The 20,849-nt window shown below is 67.7% G+C and carries 15 protein-coding genes; 11 read left to right on the top strand and 4 right to left on the bottom strand.

What is annotated here, in order from left to right; genetic code table 11:
* Nucleotides 1–94 precede the first annotated feature (94 nt).
* From OEL49_RS09900 to fumC, 8 genes are all read left to right on the top strand, one after another.
* Nucleotides 95–1,246, top strand: coding sequence for an HD-GYP domain-containing protein (locus OEL49_RS09900; RefSeq protein ID WP_287874586.1), 1,152 nt, complete (start codon nt 95–97; stop codon nt 1,244–1,246).
* Nucleotides 1,243–1,911, top strand: coding sequence for a histidine phosphatase family protein (locus OEL49_RS09895; protein ID WP_287874585.1), 669 nt, complete (start codon nt 1,243–1,245; stop codon nt 1,909–1,911). Before OEL49_RS09900 ends, OEL49_RS09895 begins: the two co-directional genes overlap by 4 nt.
* The gene (locus OEL49_RS09890; protein WP_014236028.1) at nt 1,908–6,200 is read left to right on the top strand and encodes a PAS domain S-box protein; all 4,293 of its coding nucleotides are present in this window, start codon (nt 1,908–1,910) and stop codon (nt 6,198–6,200) included. The genes OEL49_RS09895 and OEL49_RS09890 overlap by 4 nt, the downstream gene beginning before the upstream one ends.
* A 97-nt stretch (nt 6,201–6,297) precedes the next feature.
* On the top strand, nt 6,298–8,319 hold the full coding sequence (locus OEL49_RS09885) for a TonB-dependent receptor (protein WP_287874583.1): 2,022 nt from the start codon (nt 6,298–6,300) through the stop codon (nt 8,317–8,319).
* Nucleotides 8,320–8,348: 29 nt separating this feature from the next.
* On the top strand, nt 8,349–9,497 hold the full coding sequence (locus OEL49_RS09880; RefSeq protein ID WP_014236030.1) for a PepSY-associated TM helix domain-containing protein: 1,149 nt from the start codon (nt 8,349–8,351) through the stop codon (nt 9,495–9,497).
* Nucleotides 9,498–9,573: 76 nt separating this feature from the next.
* Nucleotides 9,574–11,034, top strand: coding sequence for a permease (locus OEL49_RS09875; protein WP_014236031.1), 1,461 nt, complete (start codon nt 9,574–9,576; stop codon nt 11,032–11,034).
* A gap of 2 nt (nt 11,035–11,036) precedes the next feature.
* A complete protein-coding gene (locus tag OEL49_RS09870) occupies nt 11,037–11,279 on the top strand; it encodes a thioredoxin family protein (protein ID WP_014236032.1) in 243 nt (80 codons plus the stop codon).
* A 66-nt stretch (nt 11,280–11,345) separates the two neighbouring features.
* Complete coding sequence (gene fumC, locus OEL49_RS09865; RefSeq protein WP_014236033.1) at nt 11,346–12,737, top strand: class II fumarate hydratase; 1,392 nt, start codon at nt 11,346–11,348, stop codon at nt 12,735–12,737.
* A 3-nt stretch (nt 12,738–12,740) separates the two neighbouring features.
* Here fumC and OEL49_RS09860 read toward each other — a convergent pair whose 3' ends face one another.
* The 3 genes from OEL49_RS09860 to OEL49_RS09850 form a co-directional block, all read right to left on the bottom strand.
* The gene (locus tag OEL49_RS09860) at nt 12,741–13,127 is read right to left on the bottom strand and encodes a c-type cytochrome (protein ID WP_014236034.1); all 387 of its coding nucleotides are present in this window, start codon (nt 13,125–13,127) and stop codon (nt 12,741–12,743) included.
* 181 nt (nt 13,128–13,308) lie between these two features.
* Entirely contained in the window at nt 13,309–14,724 is a 1,416-nt protein-coding gene (gene ccoG, locus OEL49_RS09855) for a cytochrome c oxidase accessory protein CcoG (RefSeq protein WP_014236035.1), read from the bottom strand.
* A gap of 20 nt (nt 14,725–14,744) precedes the next feature.
* Complete coding sequence (locus tag OEL49_RS09850) at nt 14,745–15,461, bottom strand: MBL fold metallo-hydrolase (RefSeq protein WP_014236036.1); 717 nt, start codon at nt 15,459–15,461, stop codon at nt 14,745–14,747.
* Between the two features lie 277 nt (nt 15,462–15,738).
* On the opposite strand from OEL49_RS09850, the gene OEL49_RS09845 reads away from it, so the two are divergent.
* Nucleotides 15,739–17,088, top strand: coding sequence for a sigma-54 interaction domain-containing protein (locus OEL49_RS09845; RefSeq protein WP_287874580.1), 1,350 nt, complete (start codon nt 15,739–15,741; stop codon nt 17,086–17,088).
* Nucleotides 17,089–17,256: 168 nt separating this feature from the next.
* Here the strand turns inward: OEL49_RS09845 and OEL49_RS09840 are convergent, their stop codons facing one another.
* Complete coding sequence (locus OEL49_RS09840; protein WP_287874579.1) at nt 17,257–17,766, bottom strand: TlpA family protein disulfide reductase; 510 nt, start codon at nt 17,764–17,766, stop codon at nt 17,257–17,259.
* Nucleotides 17,767–17,778: 12 nt separating this feature from the next.
* Here OEL49_RS09840 and OEL49_RS09835 point away from each other — a divergent pair, with 12 nt between their 5' ends.
* Nucleotides 17,779–18,483, top strand: coding sequence for a DUF4197 domain-containing protein (locus OEL49_RS09835; RefSeq protein ID WP_205230589.1), 705 nt, complete (start codon nt 17,779–17,781; stop codon nt 18,481–18,483).
* Between the two features lie 196 nt (nt 18,484–18,679).
* Nucleotides 18,680–20,689, top strand: a complete 2,010-nt coding sequence (locus OEL49_RS09830; protein ID WP_130459563.1) for a UvrD-helicase domain-containing protein — start codon at nt 18,680–18,682, stop codon at nt 20,687–20,689.
* Nucleotides 20,690–20,849: the final 160 nt, after the last annotated feature.

Below are 20,849 nucleotides of genomic sequence, written 5' to 3'. Positions count from 1 at the left end.
CTAGGCATCGCCCCGGGTTTTTTCCCGCCGTTTTGGCGGCATACTGGGCAGATGCTGCAGGCGTCACGAAAAAGACCAGAACAAGGATAGGGACATGGGGGAAAACGGCGCCGCCGGGCGCAGCGACAAGACCATCCTGGTGGTGGACGATACCGGGGAAAACCTGACGGTCATCGGCGGCCTGCTGCAGCCCTTTTTCCGCGTGCGCGTGGCCAATTCCGGCATGCGGGCCCTCAAGGTGGCGCGCAGCGATCCCCGTCCGGACCTGATCCTGCTGGATGTGATGATGCCGGAGATGGACGGCTACGCCGTGCTCGCCGAACTGCGCCAGGACCCTTATACCCGGGACATTCCGGTGATGTTCGTCACCGCCATGGACGGCGACCAGGACGAGGAGTACGGCCTTTCCCTGGGGGCCGTGGATTACATCACCAAGCCGATCCGCCCCGCCATCCTCCTGGCCCGGGTGCGCACCCACCTGGAACTGAAGGACGCCCGGGACTGGCTGCGGGATCAGAACGGCTACCTGGAGGGCGAGGTCAGCCGCCGCATGCGGGAGAATGACCTGATCAAGGACGTCAGCCTGAATGCCCTGGCCCTGCTGGCGGAAAAGCGGGACAACGAGACCGGCAACCACCTCTACCGCACCCAGGCCTATGTGGAGGCCCTGATGCAGCAGCTGCAGGATCATCCCCGCTTCCGCCACGCCCTTTCCTCTGCCCAGCGCCAGCTCATCGCCAAGGCGGCGCCTTTGCACGATATCGGCAAGGTGGGCATTCCCGACCAGATCCTGCTCAAGCCGGCCCGGCTGACGCCGGAGGAATTCGAGATCATGAAGACCCACAGCCTGATCGGCGCCGAAGCCATCGAGGCGGCCATCGAAAGGGTGGTGGGAGGCGACCGGGCGCGCCTGGACGAGCTGCAGGGCAATACGCCCCTGGACTTTCTCGTGGTGGCCCGCCACATCGCCCTGGGCCATCACGAGAAGTGGGACGGCTCCGGTTACCCCCAGGGTCTGCGGGGCGATGCCATCCCCATCCCGGCCCGCCTCATGGCCCTGGCCGATGTCTTCGACGCCCTCACCTGCAAGCGCCACTACAAGAAGGCCTTTCCCCTGGAACAGGCCGTGGCCCTGCTGGTGGAAGGGCGGGGCACCCATTTCGATCCGGATGTGGTCGATGCCTTCCTGGCCATCCAGGACCGCTTCGCCGACATCGCCCAGCGCTACGCGGACGGCGCCTCATGACGCGCCGTTCATCCCATTCCGCCCTGGCTGCCCGGCTGCGCCTGCTGCTCTGCCTGGCGGCTGCGCTCGTGCCCTGGGGCCGTGCCCTGGCCGAGCCCCTGCCGGCCTTTGTCGAGAAGCTGGCCACCCGGGAGCAGTTGCAGCAACTGCGCGAGGGCGGCTACGTCATCTACCTGCGCCATGGCATCACCGACAGCACCCGGCCCGACCGGGTGCCGGCCGTGGACCTCAACGACTGTGCCACCCAGCGGCCTTTGACCGAAGCCGGGCGCCAGCTGATGACGGAGGTGGGGCAGGCCATGCGGGAGGCCCGCATTCCGCTGGGCGACATTTTCGTCAGCCCCCTGTGCCGGGCCAAGGAGTCGGCCGAGGCGGCCTTCGGCAGGCACTACACGGTGGATCCCCTGCTCATGTACACCGCCAACCTGACGACGGAGGAAAAGCGGCCGATCCTGGAAAGCACCCGCCGCCTGCTCTCCCTGCCGGTGCCGGCCGGCACCAACCGGGTGGTACTGGCCCATGCGCCGAACCTGGCCGACCTCATGGGCTATTTCGTCAAGCCGGAAGGCACGGCAGTCATCATCCGGCCCCTGGGAGACAAGGGTTTCATCTACGTTGCCAGCATCCCCCCCCGGCGCTGGCCTGAACTGCTGCACAAGCCATGAAACGTCGTTTCACCTTCTTCCTCATCTTCTTCCTGCCGGTGATCCTGGTGGTGGTCATGGCGGCGGCCTACAGTTACTGGTCCCTTTCCTCCCTGCGGGACGAGCAGCAGCTGTCCAACCTGCAGCAGGTCAACGACCTGCAGATGGTGGCGGATGCCTCCCGCCTGGGGCACGACATGCTGGCGGTGCAGCAGCTGATCAACGCCACTCTGCGCCAGGCCAAGGCCGGCACCGTGGAGGAGGCTGCCGCCTACCAGGTGCACGTGCAGGTGGTGGACCGCCTGAAGGACATGGAATCCCTGCTGCAGCGGCTGTCCAACGTCCCCGGCCTGGGGCCGGAGGTGGATGGGGAGCTGAAGCAGATCCTGGTGGATTTCAAGGACTACCAGCACTACAGCATCATGGCCACGGACATCATCGCCGTGGACCTGCGGGTGGCGGACAGCCACGTGGCCCAGGCCACGGCCCGCTACCTGGCCTTTGCCGAACATGCGCAGAACGTATCGGCCCTGCTGACCCAGCGCACCCACGCCCGCATCGATGCCGCCGAGCGCAACATGGACGACTACGTCCAGCGCACCCTGCTCATCGGCGTGCTCGGCATCACGGTGATGGGGCTGCTGTGGTTCTTCGTCACCTATTTCGTCACCCGCCAGCTGTCCCTCATCGTCGATTCCCTGCAACAGCTGAGCCTGAGCGAGGACGGGGGGCTCAGCCTGCGGGAGGTGGAGCACCTGAGCCGGATGCCCGGCGGCGGCCTGTTGACCGACATGGCCAAGGCCGTGCTGGCCTTCCGCGAGGCGGTGGTGGCCCGGGGCCACATGCAGGCCGCCCTGGAGGCCGAGCGCCAGCACCTCAAGTCCCTCATCCAGGGCATGCCTGACCTGGTCTGGCTGAAGGACCCCGCCGGCATCTATCTGGCCTGCAACTCCCGTTTCGAGAGCCTCTTCGGGCACCGGGAGGCGGAAATCGTCGGCCGCACCGACTATGACTTCGTCGGCCGGGAACTGGCGGACTTCTTCCGCGACAACGACCGCCGCGCCATGGCCCTCGGCCATGCCAGCCGCAACGAGGAGTGGCTGGTGTTCGCTGCCGACGGACACCGGGAGCTGGTGGAAACCATCAAGACGCCCATCTATGACCGGGACGGGGTGGTGCTGGGGGTGCTCGGGGTGGCCCGGGACATCACGCCCCTGCACCAGTCCCAGGAAACCCTGCGGCAGAGCGAGGCGGCCCTGAAGCGGACCCAGACGGTGGCCCGCATCGGCAGCTGGAAAATCGACATTCCCGCCAACCTGCTGCACTGGTCCGAAGAGGCCCACCACCTGCTGGGCGTGCCCTGGGACCACGGCGTCGGCTTCGACGAATTCCTCGCCCAGGTGCATGGGGACGACCGGGCCTGGGTGCGCTCCGCCTGGCTGGCGGCCCTGGAGGGGGCCGAGTTCGACATCGAGCACCGCATGGTGGTGGACGGTACGGTGAAGTGGGTGCGGCAGCGGGCCGAACTGGAATTCGACGAGGCGGGCAAGCCCCTGCGCGGCATCGGTATGGTGCAGGACATCACCGCCATCAAGGACGCCTCGGAGACCCTCAAGCAGCGGGAGAAGATCTTCCGCTCCATCACCAACCAGGCCGCCATCGGCATCGTGCTGATCGACGCCGAAACCATGACCTTCGCCGAGTTCAACGATGCCGCCTGCGAGTGTCTCGGCTACACCCGGGAGGAGTTCGCCAAGCTCAGCGTCTACGACATCCAGGGCGTGCACGACCGGGCCGGGGTGGATGCGCGCCGGGCCCAGATCCTGGCCCAGCGCGAGGCGGCCTTCGAGAACCAGCGCCGCCACAAGGACGGCAGCCTGCGGGATTTCTGGGTGACGGTGAAGGTGCTGCGCCTGAACGGCCGGGACTATCTCTCCTCGGTGTGGACCGACATCACCGAGGCCAAGGAAAACGAGCGGGCCCTGCTGCGCTACCAGAACCAGCTGGAGGAACTGGTGGCGGCCCGCACCGCCGAGCTGGCGGCGGCCAAGGAGGCGGCGGAGGCGGCCAACCGTTCCAAGAGTTCCTTCCTGGCCAACATGAGCCACGAGATCCGCACCCCGATGAACGCCATCATCGGCCTCACCCACCTGATCCGCCGCGACATCGCCACCGAGCGCCAGCGCCAGCAGCTGGACAAGGTCAGCAACGCCGCCCACCACCTGCTGGGCATCATCAACGACATCCTGGACTTCTCCAAGATCGAGGCCGGCAAGATGAGCCTGGAGCCGACGGATTTCGAGGTGGACCGGGTCATCCACAACGTGTGCACCCTGGTGGCCGAGAAGGCCGAGGCCAAGGGCCTGGAGGTGGTGGTAGACATCGCCCGCCTGCCTCCCGCCCTGCACGGCGACGGCCTGCGCCTGGGCCAGGTGCTGCTCAACTTCGTCGGCAATGCGGTGAAGTTCACCGAGCGGGGCAGTGTCGTCGTGCGCGGTTACGTCGCCCGCCAGGAGGCCGACAGCCTGTGGGTGCGACTGGAGGTGGCGGACACGGGCATCGGCCTCAGCCGGGAGCAGCAGCAATGCCTGTTCCAGGCCTTCACCCAGGCCGACGTCTCCACCACCCGGCAGTACGGCGGCACCGGCCTGGGCCTGGCCATTTCCCGGCGCCTGGCGGAGATGATGGGCGGCCGGGTCGGGGTGGACAGCGAATCGGGCAAGGGCAGCACCTTCTGGATCGAGGCCCCCTTCGGCAGCGTCGCCGCCCACGATCACCTGGAGCTGCCGCCCTGCCTGCCCCGCAATCTGCGGGCCCTGGCGGTGGACGACAGCGAGGACGCGCGGGAATCCCTGGCCCACACCCTGGCGGCCCTGGGCACCCGGGTGGATACGGCGGCCTCCGGCGAGGCGGCCCTGGATGCGGTCCTGGCCGCGGACCGGCTGGGAGACCCCTACCAGCTGGTGCTGCTGGACTGGCTGATGCCGCCGCCCGACGGGCTGGAGACGGGGCGGTGCATCCGGACCCTGCCCCTCAACGTGCAGCCCCAGCAGCTGCTGGTCAGCGCCGCCAAAGACATCCCCGCCACGGCCCTGAGCGAAGCAGGCTTTGCCGCCTTCATCGCCAAGCCGGTGACGCCGGCCAGCGTCCTGGTGGCCCTGGAAGGGGCCTTCGGCGACACCCCGCCCCTGTCCCGCAGCCCGGGGGACGAGATGGAGCGCAGCCTGGCCCGCTACCGCAACCAGCGCATCCTCCTGGCGGAGGACAATCCCCTCAACCAGGAGGTGGCCCTGGAACTGCTGCGCCACGTGGGCCTGGCGGTGGACCTGGCGGAGAACGGCAAGGAGGCCCTGGAACTGGCCCGGGGCAAGGCCTACGCCCTGATCCTGATGGACATCCAGATGCCGGTGATGGACGGCCTGGAGGCCTCCCGCCAGATCCGGGCCCTGCCGGGCTATGCCGGCACCCCGATCCTGGCCATGACCGCCAACGCCTTCAGCGAAGACCGGGACCTGTGCATCGCCGCCGGCATGAACGACCATGTGGCCAAGCCGGTGGACCCGGACCAGCTCTACGGCACCCTGCTGCGCTGGCTGCCCGAACCCGGCCGGGACGTGGTGGTGCGGCCGCCGCTGCCTGCCGCCGAGGCGCCGGCGGCGACGGCCGATGCCCTGGCAGCCGCCCTGGAGGCCGTTCCCGGCCTGGAGCTGGCCCAGGCCCTGCGGGTGGTGCGGGGCAACCGGACCCGGCTGGCCCAGTTCCTGCGCAAGTTTTCCGTCGACCACGGCGGCGACGGCCGCCGCATCGAAGCCTGTCTCGGTTTCGGCGAAACGGCCGAGGCCGCCCGGGTGGTGCATACCCTCAAGGGCCTGGCCGGCTCCCTCGGACTCGCTGCCATCCAGGCCCACACCCTGGCCCTGGAAGAGGCCCTGCGCGGCAGCCTGCCCCAGGCCGAGGTGGATGCGCGCCTGGCCCGGCTGGAAGGGGCCCTGGCCGAATTCAATGCGGCCCTCGCAGGTCTGGAGGGAGCGGTTGAGGCAGCGGCCCCGGGCATCGACTGGGCACAGCTGGGCCGGGAGGTGGAGGTCCTGCAGCGCCAGCTGGCGGTGGACGACCTGGACGCCTCCCGCACCTTCCAGAGTCTGCGCCCCACGCTGGAGGCCGCCCTGGGGGCGGAGGTGCGCACCCTGGCCGCCCAGATCGACGACTTCAACCTGGAAGAGGCCCTGCATACCCTGCAGGCCCTGATCGACGCCGAACCCCGTCTGCAGGAGGCGGGGCCGCCGGCAGCCTCAATGAAGGAGGCATAACCCCGTACAACACCGTACGGAAATGCGACTTTTTGTCGCAGGGCCAGGGCAGGGGCGGCTCCTATAATCGCCCCTCCTTTTTTGCCCCGGTGGCCCCATGCTGACCCAGATCGCCCGCGCCGTTTCCCTCTGCTGCCTCGGTTCCTTCACCCTGACCGCCCTGGCCCAATCCGGCGATGCTTCCCTGGTCCTGGGCGAGGTGACGGTGCGGGGCCAGGAAGAAGGTCCCCTGCCGACCCGCCGCATCCTCAGTTCGGTGGACGTGCTGGCGGGCGAGAACCTGGAATCGCGCAACGCCAAGTTCGCCTGGGAACTGTTCAATCTGGTGCCTGGGGCCCAGGTCACCAGCTTCGGCCAGGGCAACTGGGGCGGCAAGTTCTCCATCCGCGGCTTCAACGGCGAGGGCGAGATCAACGCGGTGAAGCTGCTCATCGACGGCATCCCCAGCAACAGCAACGACGGCAACATGCCCTACCTGGACATGGTCTTCGCCCAGGACATCGACGCCATCGAAGTGGTGCGCGGCACCAACGACCCGCGCAACGGCCTGCACAGCATTGCCGGCAACGCCAACGTGATCACCCGCATCGGCGGCAACGACACCCGCCTGCGCCTGGGGGCCGGCAGCTTCGGCAGCAACGAGCTGCAGCTGTCCAAGGCCATCGAGCAGGACGGCCTGTCCCAGAACTACTTCGTCGCCACCCAGCACAGCAACGGCCAGCGGGACCACAGCCAGGCCGACCGCTCCACCTTCGCCGGCAAGTGGTTCTACACCCCCGACAGCGGTTCCACCCGGGTCGGCCTGATTGCCCGCCACTACGAGAGCGAGGCCCAGGAGCCGGGCTATCTGACGGCGGGAGAGAACAGCAACAACCCGGACCAGTCCCTGGCCCGCAATGCCACTGACGGTGGCATTCGCCGCATGAACCAGGTCAGCGGCCACCTGGAGACGGCCATCAACGACCGCCTCTACTGGACCACCCGGGTCTATGCCAACGAATACACGGACAAGCGCTGGGTGCGCTTCTCCGCCGCGGCCTCCCAGCAGGAACGCCTGACCGAGGAAAACCACTACGGCTTCCTCTCCAACCTCACCTATCGTCCCGAGGTCAGCTGGGCCCATGCGGTGGCCATCGAAGGCGGCGTCGACGCCCAGTGGCAGGAGAACCACAGCGAACGCTACCTGACCGCCAACCGGGTACGCACCACCACCCGCTGGAACCAGGCCTTCGATTTCGACATCTATGGCGCCTATGTGCAGGCGGTGATTCAGCCGACGCCCCAGTGGAAGCTGATTCCCGGCTACCGGGTGGACGCCATCCGCGGCAGCTACACCAATAACCTGAACGGCCGCACCTACGACATCAACGACTACGGTCTCATCAACCAGCCCAAGTTCAGCGTCGTCTATACCCCGGACCCCCGCTACAGCCTCTACGGCAACGCCGGTCGCACCTTCCAGGTGGGTGTCGGCACCGGCTCCTACAAGGTGGGCCGCAGCGACAACATGGAACCCTCCCTCAACGACGGCTGGGAACTGGGGCTGAAGCTGGCACCCGTCGCTGGGGTCGAAGGGCGGGTGGCCCTGTGGCAGCAGAAGGCCAGCAACGAGGCCCGCCGGGTGCTCAACGGCGCTTCCAACGACTCCGAATACATCGGCGACACCCGCCGCCGCGGCCTGGACCTGCAACTGTCCGCCAAACTCGGCAGCCAGTGGCGCCTGTGGGGCGGCGTCGCCTTCCAGCGGGCCATCATCACCCAGGCCGAGGCCGCCAATCCGGCCTCCCAGGGCAAGGAAGTGGACCACGTGCCGCACCGCATCTACTCCCTGGGGGCGGATTACCAGGCGACGCCGGACCTGAAGCTGTCCCTGTGGGCCAACGGCCAGAGCAGCTACTACCTGGAGCGCACCAACAGCACCGCCAAGTTCGGCGGCTACAACCTGCTCAACGTTTCCGCCGCCTACCAGCTGCGGCGCGATACCACCCTGGAATTCCAGATCAAGAACCTGGCCGACCGCTACTACGAGTACGTCTGGTGGTACGACAACACGGTGCGCGACCTGCATTCCCGGGGCGACGGCCGGGCCGCCTACGCCACCGTCAACGTCAAGTTCTGAGGCCGGCCGGCGGACCCCCTGGAGGCGGCATGAGGTCCTGGCGACGGCGCTGCCGGGCCTGGCTGCTGGCTCTGCACCAGTGGCTGGGCCTGAGCCTGGGCCTGCTGTTCTGCCTGCTCGGCCTCACTGGCTCCCTGCTGGTCTTCTATGTGGAAGGGGACCGGCTGCTCAACCCGGAACTGGTGGTGGCGCCGCCGCCGTGCCAGTCTCCCGCCGGCACTCCCTGCCAGCCCCAATCCCTGGACCGGATTTACGCCCTGCTCGAAGCGGCCCATCCCGGGCGCAACGGCGGCTGGCGCCTGGAACTGCCCATGGACCCCGGGCAGCCGCTGACGGCCCGCTACTACCAGCCCGAGGAAAAGGCCGGCCTGGGCTTCGCCCCCCTGCTGGTGACGGTGGACCCCTACCGCCTGCAGATCACCAGCCAGCGCTTCTGGGGCGACTTCGCCGCCACCTGGCTCTACGACCTCCATTTCACCCTGCTGCTGGACCGCAGCGGGCGCACCCTGCTCGGCGCCGCTTCCCTCCTGCTGCTGCTCCTGCTGGGGCTCGGCGTCTATCTCTGGTGGCCGTCGCCCAGGCGCCTGGGGGCGGCCCTGCGGCCGGGGGCGGGGCGCAGCAGCCAGCGCCGCATCTACGACTGGCACGTCCTCGGCGGCATTTACGGCCTGCCCCTGTTGCTGCTGCTGACCCTGAGCGGCGCCATGCTGGAGCAGCCGGCCTGGTTCAAGCCCGTCCTCGCCCTGTTCTCGCCCGTGGATGCGCTGCCGGCCCCTGCGGCCGAATCCGGCGCCATCCTCATCGCTCCCCAGCAGGCCCTGGAGATCGCCCGCCAACACCTGCCCGGGGGCGAGGTGCGCTGGCTGGAGACGCCGCCGGCGGGCGGCGGCAACTACCGCCTGCGCATCTACCAGCCGGGGGACCCGAGCCGGCGCTTTCCCCACACCCTGATGTGGATCGACGCCGCCAGCGGTGAAGTCCTGGCCCTGCGCCGGCCGGAGCAGGGCAGCGTCGCCGACAGCCTTTTCAACTGGCTCCATCCCCTGCACAACGGCGAGGCCTTCGGCCTGCCCGGACGCCTGCTGACGGCCCTGGCCGGCCTGCTGCCCCTGCTGCTGTTCTACACCGGCCTGCGCCGCTGGCGGCAGAAGGTGGCAGCCCGGACCGCCCGCCCCTGAGTCGCTGCCGTCGCCGCTTACCTCGGCCCGCCGCGGGGCGTACCATTGGGGGGGTGAGTCTTGGCGGAGGATAGTCTTGGAAGACCTGCTGTCGCTGTTGCAAGCCCTGATCCGGGGCGGCCTGGGGAACCTGGCGGCCTACCTGGCGGCTCATGTGCTGCTCTGTCTGCTGCCGGCCTTCTGCATTGCCGGGGCCATGGCGGCCCTCATTCCCAAGGAAACCATCACCCGCTTTCTCGGGCGGCAGACACCCAAGACGGTCTCCTACCCGGCCGCCGCCGCCGCCGGTTCGGTGCTGGCGGTCTGCTCCTGCACCATCGTGCCCCTCTTTGCCGGCATCTACCGCAAGGGGGCTGGCCTCGGCCCGGCCACCACCTTCCTCTTCTTCGCGCCGGCGGCCAACATCCTGGCCCTGGTCTACACCGGCGGCATCATCGGCGTGGACCTGGCCGTGGCCCGGCTGCTGCTGTCCCTGACGTTCGCCATCGGCATCGGCCTGATCATGGCCCTGCTCTTCCGCGCCGACGACAGTGCCCGGGACCGGGCCACGGACGCCCTGTTCAGCGCCCAGGCCGCCGCCGGCCTGTCCCGGGGCGCCCTGGCCTTCCTCCTGGTGTGGATCGGCCTGCTCCTGGCCGGTACCCTGAAGGTCGGCCTGCTCACCGGCAGCCTGTGGCAGTTCGATCTGGCCTGGGCCGGCAGCGCCGACTGGCAGGCCCTGCTCGACCGCCTGGTGCCCTATGACGCCAGCCGCGGCGAGGAGGGCGTCTCCCTCCAGGGCGTGCTGCTCATCGGCCTGCTCGGCGGCATCGGCCTCAGCGCCCGCCTAGGCCTGGAGAACATCGAGGCCGGGGCCAACGGCTGGACCCGCCTGTGCCTCTCCCTGGTGGCCCTGACCCTGCTGGTGGCCGCCCTCTCGGTGCAGGCGGTGCCCGGCGGCCTGCGCCTGGGGCTGGGCGGCAAGTTCCTCGGCGTCGCCCTGGCTCTGGCCGTACTGACCTGGCTGGGCAGCCGCCACCTGACGGCGGAGGATCGCCGGGCCTGGCTGTGGGAGTCCTGGCGCTTCGTCAAACAGATATTCCCCCTGCTGGTGATCGGCGTCTTCGTCGTCGGCATGATCCGGGTGGTGTTGCGGCCGGAATGGATCGAGATGGTGGCCGGCAGCAACACCCTGCTGGGCAATCTGGCTGGCGTCGGCTTCGGCGTCTTCATGTACTTCCCCACCCTGGTGGAGGTGCCCATCGCCAAGATGTTCCTCGACCTGGGCATGCACCGGGGCCCCCTGCTGGCCTACCTGATGTCGGACCCGGAACTGTCCCTGCAGAGCATCCTCATCATCACCGCCATCATCGGCCGCACCAAGACCTGGACCTATGTGGGCCTGGTGGCCCTGTTCAGCGCTGCCGCCGGCCTCACCTACGGCGCCTGGGTGGATGGCGCCCCGCCCCTGCTGCTGGTCCTGGGCATCGGTGGCGCCATGGCCGGCCTGGGCCTGCTGCTGGCGGCGGCCAACCGTTTTTCCGCAAAAGGAGTGTGACCATGCTGACCATCAAAGTGCTTGGCCCCGGCTGTGCCAACTGCAAGAAACTGGAGGAGGTGGCGCGGCAGGCGGTGACCCTGGCCGGCGTCGAGGCGGAGGTGCTGAAGATCACCGACATGGGCGAGATCATCGCCCACGACGTGCTGCAGACGCCGGGCCTGGTGATCAACGGCAAGCTGGTGTCCTCCGGCCGCATTCCCACCGCCGGCACCGTGGCCGACTGGCTGCGGGCCGCCGGCTGAAGCTCCGCGCCGCAACCCTCCGGCCCGGCACCGGTCCAATCCGGCAGTGCAAGCGGAGCAAGGCCCATGTCCCAGCGTCTCGAACACGATACCTTCGGTCCCATCGCCGTGCCGGCGGAACGCCTGTGGGGCGCCCAGACCCAGCGTTCCCTGGAACACTTCGCCATTTCCAGCGAGACCATGCCGCCTGAACTGATCCGTGCCCTGGCCCTGGTCAAGCAGGCGGCGGCGCAAGTGAATGGTGAACTGGGTCTGTTGCCCCCGCCCGTGGCCGGGGCCATCGCGGCGGCGGCGGATGAGGTGCTGGCGGGTCGGCACCCGGCGGAATTTCCCCTTTCCGTGTGGCAGACCGGCTCCGGCACCCAGAGCAACATGAACATGAACGAGGTGCTGGCCAACCGGGCTTCGGAGCTGCTCGGCGGCCCCCGGGGCGAAGGGCGCCTGGTGCATCCCAATGACCAGGTGAACCTGGGCCAGTCCTCCAACGACATCTTTCCCACCGCCATCCACGTGGCGGCCACCCTGGCCGTGGACGGCCGCCTGCTGCCGGCCCTGGCGGAGTTGCGCCAGGCCCTGGCGGCCAAGGCGGAGGCATTCGCTGACCTGATCAAGATCGGCCGCACCCACCTGCAGGACGCCACCCCCATCACCCTGGGGCAGGAGTTCTCCGGTTACGTCGCCCAGCTGGAGCAGGCGGAGCGCGGCATCCAGGCCTCCCTGCCCGGATTGCGGCAACTGGCGGCGGGCGGCACGGCGGTGGGCACGGGACTCAATACCCATGCGGAGTTCGGGGCACGGGTGGCGGAGAAGCTCGCCCATGGCTGCTCCCAGCCCTTCGTGCCGGCAGCCAATCCCTTTGCCGCCCTGGCCGGCCACGAGGCCCTGCTCTTTGCCCACGGCGCCCTCAAGACCCTGGCCGGGGCCCTCATGAAAATCGCCAACGACCTGCGCTGGCTGGCTTCCGGTCCCCGCTCTGGCCTGGGGGAGATTGCCCTGCCGGAAAACGAGCCGGGCAGCTCCATCATGCCGGGCAAGGTGAACCCCACCCAGTGCGAAGCCCTCACCATGGTCTGCGCCCAGGTCTTCGGCAACGACGTGGCCATCAATATCGGCGGCGCCTCCGGCAATTTCGAGCTGAACGTGTTCAAGCCCCTGCTGGCCCACAACTTCCTGCAGAGCGCGCGCCTGTTGGGGGATGCCATGGAAAGCTTCAGCCGCCATTGCGTGGTGGGTATCGTGCCCAACCGGGAGCGCATGGATGAGCTGCTGGAACGCTCCCTCATGCTGGTCACGGCCCTGGCGCCCCACATCGGCTACGAACGGGCGGCGGCAGTGGCCAAGCAGGCCCACCGCGACGGCAGCACCCTGCGCCAGGCGGCCCTGGCCCTGGGCTACGTCACGGCCGAGGAGTTCGATGCCTGGGTGCGGCCCGAGGCCATGCTCGGGCCCCGGAGTTAGGGCTCAGGGATTGCTGCTGTAGCGCGCCGGCGGCTCGTCCAGGGAGAGGACCCATTCAGCCAGGGTCTGGGCTTCGGCCTCGCTCACCGGGTTGGCCGGCATGGAGAGTTCGCCCCAGTTGCCCTTGCCCCCGTCGCGGATCTTCTTCGCCAGCTGGGCCACCACGTCCGGCGTGTGGGGGTACTTCTTGGCGATCTCCTGGTAGGAAGGGCCGATGCGCTTGCTGTCCACCGTATGGCAGCCCAGGCAGCCGCGGAACACGGCGATTTCGGCACCCTTGGCCAGCTTGCCGCTGTCGCAGAAGGCGCGGGCGGCGGAAGCGCTGTTGTCGGCCGCCTGCACGGCACCCCAGGAAAGGACCAGACCCATCATCAGCAGCCGGTAAATCATGATGCAACCCCCTGTCTTGTTATTTGGCTCACACCGCTGCATTGCAGCATGGGGGCCAAGTTACGCCAAAAGGCAGAGGGGAAACCCTGAAATAGTTGGCATTTCTCGACAAATTGCGGGCAAAAAAAAGGCCGGGAAGGCTGATGCCGACCCGGCCGAATGGAAGCCTCGTCAGAGGCTCTCAGGGAAGCATGAAGACGGCTTTTTCCCGGATGCGGATGTTGGAGCCATCCATGGCCTCGATCTCGAACATGATGGGGTTCGAGCCCTTCTTGCCCGCGTCGGGCTGGACCTGCAGGGAGGTCATGAGGGAGGTGGTGGTGGCTGCCGGCACGTCCACTTCGGCGGCGCCGCCCACTTCCAGGCCATCCAGGCCGGTGGCCTTGATGCGGTAGCGGTGGGCCTGCTCGTCGGTGTTCATGAAACGCAGGGTGAAGGTGTTTTCGATCAGGCCCATGTCCGTTTCCCGGGCCAGGGCGCCGCGGTCGCGGATGACGTCCACCTTGAGCGGGATGCGGTGGGCGATGAACCAGGCGGTGGTCAGGGTGATGGCGGCCAGGATCACGGAGTAGAGGAGGATGCGCGGCCGCACCACGTGGCCCAGGATCTCTTTCTTGGTGAGATGGCGGGCCATGGCGTTTTCGGTGGAGTAGCGGATCAGGCCCCGGGGGTAATTGACCTTGTCCATCACCTCGTCGCAGGCGTCGATACAGGCGGCGCAGCCGATACACTCATATTGCAGGCCGTTGCGGATGTCGATGCCGGTGGGGCAGACCTGGACGCAGATGCCGCAATCGACGCACTCGCCCAGGCCCAGGGCCTTGGGATCGGCGCCCTTCTTGCGGGTGCCCCGGGGTTCGCCGCGCTCGGGATCGTAGGTGATGATCAGGGTGTCCGGGTCGAACATGACGCTCTGGAAGCGGGCGTAGGGGCACATGTACTTGCACACCTGCTCGCGCATGAAGCCGGCCATCATGTAGGTGAAGCCGCCGTAGAAGAAGGTCCAGAAGGTCTCCCAGGGGCCGAAGCTGAAGGTCTTCAGCTCCGTCAGCAGCTCGCTCATGGGAGTGAAGTAGCCCACCAGGGTGAAGCCGGTGAAGACGGAGAGGATCAGCCAGAGGGCGTGCTTGGTGGCCTTGATGCGGAGCTTGCGGGCGTCCATGGGCGCCTTCTCCAGCTTCATGCGGGCCGGGCGGTCGCCCTCGATCCAGTTCTCGATCCACATGAACACTTCCGTGTAGACCGTCTGGGGACAGGCGTAGCCGCAGAACAGGCGCCCGGCGACGGCGGTCACCAGGAACAGGCCGTAGGCCGAGATGATGAGCAGGATGGCCAGGTAGAAGACGTCCTGGGGCCACAGCACCAGGCCGAAGATGTAGAACTTGCGCTCCACCAGGTGGAACAGCACGGCCTGGCGGTCGTTCCACATCAGCCAGGGGGTGCCGTAGAACAGCAGCTGGGTGAACAGCACCAGGAAGATCCGCCAGTTGGCGAAGCGACCGTGGGCGGTGCGGGCGTGGATCGTCTTGTGCTTTTCGTAGAGGCTGCCGGTATCGCCGTTGTCGGGCTGCGGCTGCTCTGGGGCGTTAGCGCTCATGGATCATTTCCTCTCGGGCTTTAGTTATTTGGAGATACGGGCGACCGTTCACGCAGGACCGAACCGCCGCCCTGGCGATTGGCTGCAAGCATGGCCTCGGCCCGTTCGCCCATGGGCTGGGAACGGTCCTGGGCCATGAATTCGTCGCGGCTGATGCCGCAGAACAGGGGATTGCCCTGGCGCTCGTCGCCGATGCAGCTGACGCGGCGGCCGTCCCGGTCGTGGCCGGGGAAGACTAACAGTTCGTCGGGCAGGGGCAGCAGTTTTCGCGTGACGCTGTCGTAATGGGTGCCGGCATTGCCGCCCGGTTCGCCGGTGGCGCCGCAGCTGCCGATGAGCAGGGCGTCGCCGGTCAGCAGGCGGTCTTCCCAGAGCAGGGTGATGCAGCCGGGGGTGTGGCCCGGGGTGGCCAGCACTTCCAGGTGCAGGTCGGCCAGGTCCAGGCTGTCGCCGTCGGCCAGCTGCCGGTCGGTGCCGCCGATGCCGCTGCACAGGCCGGCGGCGTAGAGGCAGCCGGTATGCCGGATCAGGGTGGGGGCGGCGGAAAGGTGGTCGCTGTGCAGGTGGGTGTCCACCACGCAGGCCAGGTTCAGTTCCAGTTCGCCCAGCAGGCCCAGGTAGAGGGGCGACTGCTCGGCCACCGGGTCCACCAGCAGGGCTGCCCGACTGGCCCGGGAGCCGATCAGGTAGGTGTAGGTGGCGCTGCTGCTGTCCCGCAGCTGCCGGAAAATGAACACAAACGACTCCTGGTTGGAAAGTGGTGGAAACCGGAGTCTTGTCCCACGCCCGGGAGGGGAGGATGCCGTGTCGGAGAGGCTGCGGACGGGGCTTGAAACCGGTTTCCTGTCCATTCCATAACAAGAGCCGTGCCAGCCCCGGCGCCTGCCTGGAGTTTCCATTTAATCAATGGCTTGTGTTTTGTCCGGGGCTCGGGGCGGGCGCTTGCGGGCCATTGCTTGTCAAATATGGCGGCAAATAATTGCACAACTGACAGAATCGGCAGAAGATTCGCCCATGGATTATTCGGCCAGCCAGCTCAACGAGCTCATCTCCTTCCTCGACGGCCTGCCCGAGCCCCGCATCGTGATGGACGCGGATTACCGCATCGTCGCCGCCAACAAGGCCTACCGCCGGGAATACGCCGGCAGCGGCAGCGGCGGCGTCGCCTCCATCCTGGGGCGGCGCTGCTACGAGGTTTCCCACCACTTCACCGTGCCCTGCGACCAGGCCGGAGAATCCTGCCCCCTCAAGCTGTCCCAGGAGGAGGGCGCCTCCCGCCGCGTCCTGCACCTGCACCACACGCCCCGGGGCGAGGAGCACGTGGACGTGGAAACCACGCCGGTGCGGGACCAGGAAGGGCGCATCGTCTACTTCGTCGAAACCCTGCGCATGGTGCAGCAGGCCAGCAGCCGGCCGGCCGCCCAGGGCCTGGTGGGGCGCTCGCCGGCCTTCCAGCAGATGCTGGAAAAGGTGCTGCGGGTGGCGCCGGCCCAGGCCACGGTGCTGTTGCTGGGGGAAACCGGCACCGGCAAGGAACTGGTGGCCCAGGCGGTGCACGAGGCCAGCGGGCGGCGGGACAGTCCCTTCGTGGCGGTGGACTGCACCGGCCTCACCGAAAACCTGTTCGAGAGCGAACTGTTCGGCCACGAGAAGGGCGCCTTCACCGGCGCCGCCTTCCGCAAGCTGGGTCTGGTGGAGTCGGCCAGCGGCGGCACCCTGTTCCTGGACGAGATCGGCGAACTGCCGCCGGCCCTCCAGGTCAAGCTGCTGCGCCTGCTGGAGACCGGCACCTACCGTCGGGTCGGCGGCGTGGACACCCTGCGCGCCGACTTCCGCCTGGTGGCCGCCACCCACCGGGACCTGAAGGAAATGGTGCGCCAGGAGCGTTTCCGCCGCGACCTCTACTACCGGCTCAACACCTTTCCCATCCACACCCCGTCCCTGGCCGAACGGTGGGAGGACATTCCCCTGCTGGCCGCCTCCCTGCTGGAGCGGGTGGACCACCGGCCCGGCCGCCACTTCTCCGCCGAGGCCCTGGCCTGGCTGGCGGGCCGCAACTGGGAAGGCAACATCCGGGAGCTGCGCAACCTCATCGAACGGGCCACCCTGATGAGCGACGGCGAGGAAATCAGCGCCGCCAAGCTGGCCGAGGTGGCGGATGACGGCGGCGAGAGCAAGGCCCTGGCGGAGGGCGTGGGCGGCGGGGCGGACGACAGTTTCCGGGTGCCGGGCCCGCTGCCCCTGGCGCAACTGGAGCAGCGCTATCTGGCCTGGCTGATGGCCCGCCCGGGCGCCGACGTGCGCACCCTGGCCCCGGCCCTGGGAGTCAGCGAACGGACCCTCTACCGCAAGCTGCGGCGGTGAGGGCTTGCTTTTAGCCACAGAGGGCACAGAGATCACAGAGGAAAGACAATGCCACCATCACGCCTGGGGTGCATCAGGCCGTGCCGCCCAGGGTTTTTCCCCGCTGTGATTTCTGCGCCCTGAAGGAAGTCCCGTTGGGGGATGCCCTCTGTGGCCAGGGGGGTTTCCTCAAGGCCGTTCCGCCAGCAGCTTTTCCACCATGGCCCTCAGGCGGCCGGGATCGGGCTTGCCGGGCAGGCGCTGGGCGATGCGGCCGCTGCGGTCGAGGAGGAAGGTCAGGGGCGGATTGGCACTGCCCAGGGCGAAACCCCGGGCGGCGCTGCCATCGTCCTGGGCGACGCGGAAGGGCAGGCTGTTGGCGTAGGCGTAGCTGGCCACCTGGCGCGGCTGGTCGTAGATCATGGCCACCGCCAGGGTCTCCAGGCCCTGGGCCTGGTAGCGGCGATGCAGCTGGGCCAGTTCGGCTAGGGTGTGGTCGCAGTCGCCGCAGGTGGTGGCCCAGAACTGCAGGATCACCACCTTGCCGCGCAGCTGGGCCAGGCTGACGCCGGGGGCGCCCAGCACCTTCAGTTCAATGGCCGGGGCGGCCTGCCGCTTGCCGAGAAAGGTCAGCATGGCGCCGCTCATTGCGAGCACGGCGAGCAGCAGGATAAGCTTGTGGCCCCGGGACATCATCATCAGGAGCAGGCTATGGAATTGAACACGGTCATCAATCGCTTCGGCGGACGCTGCATTGTGGGCATTTTGACGGCCCTTGTCATCAGCATGCCGGCCGCCGCCCAGGTGAGCAACAGCGAGGCCGTCTCCGGCCTCAAGGAAGCCCTGACCCGGGGCGCCGAGGTGGCGGTGAGCCAGCTGGGCAAGAGCGACGGCTTCCTCGGCAACGACAAGGTGCGCATTCCCCTGCCCGGCGCCCTGGAGGATGCCGCCGAGATGATGAAGAAATTCGGCGCCGGCAAGCAGGCCGACCAGCTGGTGGAAACCATGAACCGGGCGGCGGAGGCGGCGGTGGTGGAAGCCAAGCCCCTGCTGGTGAAGGCGGTCAAGGAAATGAGCGTGAAGGACGCCCAGGGCATCCTTAGCGGCGGCGACGATGCGGCCACCCAGTATTTCAAGCGCAGCACCTCCGAGCCCCTGGCCCAGAAATTCCTGCCCATCGTCAAAAAGGCCACGGCCAAGGTGCAGCTGGCGGACAAGTACAACCAGTTCGCCGGCAAGGCTGCCAAGTTCCACCTCATCGACGCCAAGGACGCCAACCTGGACGACTACGTCACGCGCAAGGCCCTGGACGGCCTCTACCTGATCATCGCCGAGCAGGAGAAGGCCATCCGCAAGGACCCCATCGGCACCGGCAGCAAGGTCATCGGCAAGGTCTTCGGCAGCCTGCTCAAGTAACCCGGCCTGGGAGCCAGGAGGGACGCGGCTTTTCGGCTGTGCATGCCGGAGAGTGGCGTCCCTTCTGCCTCCTGGCAATGCCTCCCAGCGCGGCACAGGCCGCTCCGAAATGGACTAAAATCTGCCCCACCGAATCACCCGCGCCCCGCTTTGCCGGGGCGCGGCGTTTCTGCCCTGCCGAAAGCCCCCTGATCCCGTGTCCAGCCCCGTTCCCCTGCACAGCCTGAATCCGCCCCAGCGCGAAGCCATCTACTACCTGGACGGCCCCCTGCTCGTCCTGGCCGGCGCCGGCTCGGGCAAGACCCGGGTGATCACCCAGAAGATCGCCTACCTGATCCAGGAATGCGGCATGAACCCGGCCAACATCGCCGCCATCACCTTCACCAACAAGGCGGCCCGGGAAATGCAGGAACGGGTTGGCCAGCTGCTCCAGGGCGGCTCCACCGCCGGCCTCACCATCTGCACCTTCCACTCCCTCGGCGTGCGCATCCTGCGGGAGGAGGCCAAGGCCCTGGGCTACAAGCCCAAGTTCTCCATCTTCGATTCCACCGACTGCTACAGCATCTTCGCCGACCTCTCGGCCAGCGTGGACAAGGCCACCATCCGCAGCATCCAGTGGCTCGTCTCCGGCTGGAAGAACGCCATGAAGTCTCCGGACCAGGCCGCCGCCGAGGCCAAGAGCGAGATCGAGGTCCTCGCCGCCAAGGCCTACCGGGATTACGCCGCCACCCTCAAGGCCTACCAGGCGGTGGATTTCGACGACCTGATCCTGCTGCCCATGCAGCTCTTCCAGGAACACCCGAAGATCCGCGACAAGTGGCAGAACCGCCTGCGCTACCTGCTGGTGGACGAATACCAGGACACCAACGCCTGCCAGTACCAGCTGCTCAAGCTGCTGACCGGGCCCCGGGCCATGTTCACCGCCGTGGGTGACGACGATCAGGCCATCTACGGCTGGCGCGGTGCCGACGTGGAAAACCTGCGGGGCCTGCCGCGGGACTATCCCAACCTGAAGCTGATCATGCTGGAGCAGAACTACCGCTCCACCGCCCGCATCCTGCAGGCCGCCAACAACGTCATCGGCAACAACGAAAAGCTGTTCGAGAAAAAGCTGTGGTCCGACCTGGGCCACGGCGAGGCCATTCGCGGCACCGTCTGCCGCGACAACGAGCACGAGGCCGAGTCGGTGGTGATGAAGCTGCTGGCCGACAAGTTCGAGAAGCGCAGCAAGTTCTCCGACTACGCCATCCTCTACCGCTCCAACCACCAGGCCCGGCTGTTCGAAACCCACCTGCGCAACAACCGGGTGCCTTACGTCATGTCCGGCGGCACCAGCTTTTTCGAGAAGTCCGAGATCAAGGACGTCATCGCCTACCTGCGCCTGCTGGCCAACCAGGACGACGATCCCGCCTTCATCCGCGCTGTCACCACGCCCAAGCGGGGCGTCGGCGGCACCACCCTGGAAGCCCTCGGCACCTATGCCGGCGAGCGCCACATCTCCCTCTTCGCCGCCGCCTTCGAGGAAGGCTTCGCCCAGCGCGTCAGCCACCGCCAGCTGGAGCCCCTGCTGCAGTTCTGCGAGTTCATCAACCGGGTCGAGCAGCGGGCCCTGCGGGAGCCCGCCGGCGAAGTGCTGAACGACATGCTCACCGCCATCGGCTACGAGGCCTGGCTCTACGATCACGAGGAGACCCGGGCCGCCGACAGCAAATGGGGCAACGTGCGGGAGTTTTCCCAGTGGCTGGCGGGCAAGGGGGAGAAGGACGAAAAGACCCTCATCGACCTGACCCAGACCATCGCCCTCATCAACATGCTGGACAAGCAGAACGAGGACAGCGAGTTCGACGCGGTGCAGCTGTCCACCCTGCACGCCGCCAAGGGCCTGGAATACAAGAACGTCTTCCTGGTGGGGGTGGAGGAGGGCATCCTGCCCCACAGCAGCTCGGTCGAGTCGGGCACGGTGGAGGAGGAACGGCGCCTGATGTACGTCGGCATCACCCGGGCGCGGCAGCACCTGCACCTCTCCTGGTGCGAGAAGCGCAAGCAGGGCAAGGAAATGTATCCCTGCGAACCCTCCCGCTTCATCGCCGAAATGGGCAACGACCTGCGCATCAGCGGCGGCAAGGCGGCCGCCGAGCCGGACAAGGCCACCAGCAAGGCCCGCTTCGCCAACCTGCGCAACATGCTGGGCAGCGGCGAAAGCTGAGCCCGTCCCGTCTCTTTCCCTATTCCTGCTCCCGGCCGCGTTACACGGCGTTACGGGGAGTTACCGTTCACCTGCAAACCGGAAGTTGGTGGTTGGCGTTATTGCCCTCAAGGGAGCGAAATGGTTTCGCGACCGGAAGGACAAGCCAAATTTCAGGAGA

Origin of the sequence: Azospira sp., assembly GCF_030247495.1 — a bacterium.
Classification (GTDB): domain Bacteria; phylum Pseudomonadota; class Gammaproteobacteria; order Burkholderiales; family Rhodocyclaceae; genus Azospira; species Azospira oryzae.
Note: the sequence above shows the minus strand (reverse complement) of the source record. Positions and strands in the feature narration are given on the sequence as shown.